This window comes from Polaromonas sp., from assembly GCF_018780625.1.
Classification (GTDB): Bacteria; Pseudomonadota; Gammaproteobacteria; order Burkholderiales; family Burkholderiaceae_C; genus Polaromonas.
This window is the reverse complement of the sequence record NZ_JADMJK010000189.1, coordinates 1-4684: the sequence shown is the minus strand read 5'-3', so window position 1 is coordinate 4684 and position 4684 is coordinate 1. Positions and strand designations below refer to the sequence as shown.

The 4684-nt window shown below is 65.2% G+C and carries 5 protein-coding genes and 1 pseudogene; all 6 read right to left on the bottom strand.

The features are described 5' to 3' along the window. Positions 1-631: pseudogene (locus tag IV091_RS14540) on the bottom strand (nicotinate phosphoribosyltransferase); the annotation flags it as partial. Between the two features lie 80 nt (positions 632-711). Further along, positions 712-1065 (bottom strand): FKBP-type peptidyl-prolyl cis-trans isomerase, encoded by a 354-nt coding sequence (locus tag IV091_RS14535; RefSeq protein WP_293469940.1) that lies wholly within the window; start codon positions 1063-1065, stop codon positions 712-714. A 62-nt stretch (positions 1066-1127) separates the two neighbouring features. After that, positions 1128-1769: an ABC transporter ATP-binding protein gene (locus IV091_RS14530; RefSeq protein WP_293469939.1), complete on the bottom strand. Its 642-nt coding sequence runs from the start codon at positions 1767-1769 to the stop codon at positions 1128-1130. Then, the gene (locus IV091_RS14525; RefSeq protein ID WP_293469938.1) at positions 1762-2520 is read right to left on the bottom strand and encodes an ABC transporter ATP-binding protein; all 759 of its coding nucleotides are present in this window, start codon (positions 2518-2520) and stop codon (positions 1762-1764) included. The genes IV091_RS14530 and IV091_RS14525 overlap by 8 nt, the downstream gene beginning before the upstream one ends. Then, complete coding sequence (locus IV091_RS14520; RefSeq protein WP_293469937.1) at positions 2520-4418, bottom strand: ABC transporter permease; 1899 nt, start codon at positions 4416-4418, stop codon at positions 2520-2522. The genes IV091_RS14525 and IV091_RS14520 overlap by 1 nt, the downstream gene beginning before the upstream one ends. Before the next feature lie 9 nt (positions 4419-4427). Further along, positions 4428-4684: nitroreductase family protein (locus tag IV091_RS14515; RefSeq protein WP_293469936.1), on the bottom strand; the 257-nt coding region annotated here is incomplete at its 5' end.

The window sequence follows — 4684 nt, the reverse complement described above, 5'->3', positions numbered from 1 at the left end:
TCATGGCATACAGCACGTTGCTGGTGCCCGCCAGCTGCCCGGTGCTTCCGGTGCCCAGGCGCGTGGCCAGCGTCTGCAGGATCTCTTCGTGCCACACCTTGCCAAAGCGCCGGCGCGTGCCGTAATCGGCAATCCGGAGTTCCCCGAGGCCCTCAGCCTGCAGCTGCCTAATCTTGGTGTCCAGACGCTGCCGGCCTTCAGCCATGTCGGGCTGCTTTTGCGTGCTGCGAAAGTAGACCTCATTGATGATGGCCAGCACAGGAATTTCAAACAGGATGGTATGCAGCCACGGCCCTTTGATCGAGACCTCGATCTCCCCCGAGGGCAGGGCCGTGACGCTGACATATTTTTCATTGAGCCGGAACAGGCCCAGAAAATCCACAAAGTCGCTCTTGATGAAGCGCATGGCCTTCAGGTAGGCCAGCTCGTCGTCCTGGAACTGCAAATGGCACAGCCCCCGGATTTCCTCGCGGATCTCGTTGACGTAGGGCGCCAGGTCCGCAATGCCGGGCGCGCCGGCATTGCGGCACTTGAACTGGTATTCCACTTCCGCACCCGGAAACTGGTGCAACACCACCTGCATCATGGTGAACTTGTACAGGTCGGTGTCGAGCAGGCTGGTGATGATCATGGAAAAAGCCAGTAACCGCTTGGTGCGGTGGTGCAGTAGTGCGTCGTGGTGGTGGCCCCGCCAGCGGGGCCCGCTTCAACTCAGGTGCCCAGAAAATCCACTTCAAACAGCAAGGTGGCGTTCGGCGGAATCACACCGCCAGCGCCGCGTGCGCCGTAGCCGAGCTCGGCCGGAATCACCAGCCGGCGCGTGCCGCCAACCGACATGCCCTGCACGCCCTCGTCCCAGCCGCGAATGACCTGGCCCGCGCCCAGTGCAAACTGGAACGGCTGGCCACGGTCTTTGCTGGAGTCAAACTTGGCGCCCTGCACGCCGTCGTTGTAAAGCCAGCCGGTGTAATGCACCTGGACCTGCTGGCCGGCCTTGGCGATGGCGCCGGTGCCAAGAACGGTGTCTTCGTACTGGAGACCTGAAGGCGTGGTGGTGAGGGTCATGGCAATGTCCTTGTAAAAATCAAAAAATAAAAAAGAACGGCTCGACGGACGAGGGGTCTTTTTCAGGAACCCCTGACTTTACCCGCAACCAGCAGCAGCACACGGTCGGCACGGTCGGCAAACAAACGGTTTTGCTCGGCCACCAGCAGCGGCATGCCGCCCTGCTTGAGCGCCAGCAGGGAATCACGAATCGACTCGACCAGCACCGGCGCAATGCCTTCGCAGGGTTCATCGAGCAGCAAAATGCGCGGGTTGGTCATCAGCGTGCGGGCAATCGCCAGCATTTGCTGCTCGCCGCCACTCATCTGCGCGGCCGGCCGCTTGAGCAGCTTCTTGAGCACAGGAAACAAATCAAGCGCCCTGGCCTCTTGCGCGCGCGCATCCGGGCCGGCGGCAACCAGCAGGTTCTCGCGCACCGTCAGGCCGGTAAAAAGCCGCCGGTCTTCAGCCACGTACCCCAGGCCCGCGCGGGCGCGCCGGTGCGTCTCCCAGCGCTCCATCGACACCGGACCGCCTGGCGACTGGTAGCGAATGGTGCCTTCGGTGCGCACTTCCAGCCCCATCAAGGCCTTGAGCAGCGTCGATTTGCCGGCGCCGTTGAGCCCCTGCAGCACCACCAGCTCACCGGGCCCGACCTGCAGAGACACCTCGAACAAGGCCTGCGCCGGGCCATAGAAGGCGCTGAGTTTGTCGACTTCAAGCATGCGCGGCCCCTTGCACCAGGCCTTCACCCAGGTACAGCCGGCGCACGGTGCTGTCGCGCGCGATCTCTTCGAAAGACCCCTGCGCCGCCAGCCGGCCTTCAATCAGCACCAGCACGCGGTCGGCCACGCCCGCCACCGCGTCCATGTTGTGTTCGGTGTAGAGCACCGCCATGCCCTGCCCAGCCAGGCTTTTCACCAGTTGCATCAAGCTGACACGCTCGGCCTCGGCCAGGCCGGCCGCCGGCTCGTCGAGCAGCAGCAGCTGCGGGCGGGCGGCAAGCGCCACGGCCAGCTCCAGCCGCTTTTTAGCGCCATAGGGCAGGCTCAGCGCATCGTGGCTGGCCAAGGCCTGCAGACCGGTTTGCGCCAGCAGAGCAAAAGCCGCCTCGCGTGACTGGCTGTCAAGAATTTTAAAAGTAGAAATAGCCTTTAGCCCAATCTGCACCTGCATGGACAGCTGCACATTTTGTAGCACGCTCAAGGCCTCAAAGACCTGCGCCACCTGAAACGTGCGCGCCACGCCATGCCGCAAGCGGGCCGCCGGGCCCAGCTTGTTCAGCGCTTGGCCGCGCCAGGCGATCTGGCCCGCCGTGGGGTCGTACTGGCCTGCAATGCAGGCAAACGTGGTGGACTTGCCAGCGCCGTTGGGACCGATCAGGGCCACGCACTCGCCGGCCGAGACCTCAAAGCTCACGCCATCCACGGCCCGGATGCCACCAAAATGCTTGACCAGTTGTTGCACCTGCAGCATCAGCGCGCGCCTTCACTTGCAGGGTAGGCGCGCAGCCGGCGCCGGCCCAGGCGGGCCAGGAAATCGCCCAGACTCAGCAGACCCGACGGCGCCGCCACCATGATCAGCATGATGAACACGCCCAACAAGCCGCGCCAGTAAGTCACTTCGCGGCCCAGTTCCGCACTGGCGTAGCTCAGCACCACGCTGCCAGCCACCGCGCCCCAGAGCTGGTGCACGCCGCCCAGCAGCACCACCAGCAAGGCATCAACCGACGTGGACACGGCGGCCAGCGACGGAAACACCGCCCCCTTGTGCGCGGCAAAAAGCCCGCCCGCCAGGCCGGCCAGCACCGCGCTTTCCACAAAGATCCGGTACTTGAGCCAGCCCACGCGCAAGCCCGATGCAGCGGCGCGCAGCGGCGCATCGCGGCCCGCCTGCAGCGCAGCGCCCAGCACCGAACGGCCCAGATGCCGCAGCGCAAACACCGACAACAGCGCCAGCGCCAGCAACAAGGTATAAAAAAGCGGCCGGCCCGCGTCGCCCACCAGCACCAGCCCAATCAGCCCGTTGTCCCCGCCGGTCACGCTGACCCACTGGGTCGCGGTGGCCCAGATCACCTGCGCCAGCGCCAGCGACAGCATGGCCAGATACACACCGCTGCTGCGCACCACCGCCGCGCCAAACACGGCCGCCACCCCCAGCGCGGCGCCGCAGCCAGCGGCCAGCGCGACCGGCAGCGACGCGCCCCACAGGCTGTGCGACAACGCCGCGCCATAGCCGCCCAGCGCAAAAAACGCCGCGTGGCCAAAACTCACCAGGCCGCCCAAGGCCATCATGGACTGCAAACTGATGCCGAAAATCATCAAAATCAGGGCGTCAGCCGCCAATGTTTGCCAGTACGGCCCGCCGACCCAGGCCAGGCCGGCCAGCAGCACCAGGCCCAGGGCCAGCGCCGATTGCCAGAGCCGCCCCAGCGAGAGGCCGCGAAACTTTTGCGCCACCTCGCGCAGGCCGCCGCCCACCTCATGCGCGGCCGCCGACATGCCGCTGATGCCCTGCGGCCGGATCACCAGCACCACCGCCATGGTCAAGAACACCAGCACCAGCGTCGCCTGCGGAAACACGCTGATGGCCAGGGCATGCACCAGCCCGATCAGCAAGGCCGCCACGAACGCGCCGCCTATGCTGCCCAGCCCGCCCATGACGACGACCACAAAGGTTTCCACAATCACATTGGTGTCCATTTGCAGATGCGCCGGCTCACGCGGCAACTGCAGCGCCCCGCCCAGCCCGGCCAGCGCGCAGCCCAGCACCACGGCGCCCAGCATCAGCGGCTTGGGGTTCACGCCCAGCGCCGCCAGCATGGACCGGTCTTGCGTGGCGGCGCGCAGGCGCCGGCCAAACAGCGAGCGCCGCAGCAACAGGTGCAGCCCGCCCCAGACCAGCGGCCCCAGCGCAATCATCACCAGCTGGTAGACGGGAAAGAACTCGTCGCCGATCTGCACCGCGCCCTTGAGCCCCGGAAAACGCGGCGCAAACACCTCGCCCGGCCCAAAAAACCACTGCATCGCGTCGTGCATCGCCAGCGTCAAGCCAAAGGTGGCGACCAGCTGGTACAGCTCGGGCGCGCCCGACATCCGTCTTAACAGGAAGAATTCGGCAATAGCGCCCGCCAGTCCAGCGCAAGCAGCTCCCAAAAGAATAGCAAATAAATACAGCGGCGCACTCTCGCCCCAGGCCGGAAACCAGTTCGTGACCCAGTGCGCCGTGAACAGCGCGCCCAGCATGAAAAAACTGCCATGCGCAAAATTGACGATGCGCGTGACGCCGAAAATCAGCGTCAGCCCGGCCGCCATCAGGAACAGCGTGGTGGCGTACGACAGCCCGCCAAGTAGCTGGACCACGGAAAACGTCATGTATTCAGTTCAATCCAGCCATGTGGTGAAATCTGCCGCCGGCACGCGCGGCGTGCGAAAGGTGTTGACCAGTGCCGTTTCATCGGCATAGCCCAGCGCCATGCCGCAGACCAGCATTTCGTTGTCAGCGGCGCCAATGTGCGGAAGGATGATCCTGGAAAAGCCGTTCCAGGCCGCCTGCGGGCAGGTGTGCAGGCCGTGGCCGCGCGCCGCGACCATGAGGTTTTCCAGGAACATGCCGTAGTCCAGCAGCGAGCCGCGCCCCA

What these genes read in the sequence shown, in the direction of transcription:
- IV091_RS14535 (WP_293469940.1), bottom strand. Translation starts at nt 1,065, where the DNA reads ATGACCCTCACCACCACGCCTTCAGGTCTCCAGTACGAAGACACCGTT.
- IV091_RS14525 (WP_293469938.1), bottom strand. Translation starts at nt 2,520, where the DNA reads ATGCTGCAGGTGCAACAACTGGTCAAGCATTTTGGTGGCATCCGGGCC.
- IV091_RS14520 (WP_293469937.1), bottom strand. Translation starts at nt 4,418, where the DNA reads ATGACGTTTTCCGTGGTCCAGCTACTTGGCGGGCTGTCGTACGCCACC.
- IV091_RS14530 (WP_293469939.1), bottom strand. Translation starts at nt 1,769, where the DNA reads ATGCTTGAAGTCGACAAACTCAGCGCCTTCTATGGCCCGGCGCAGGCC.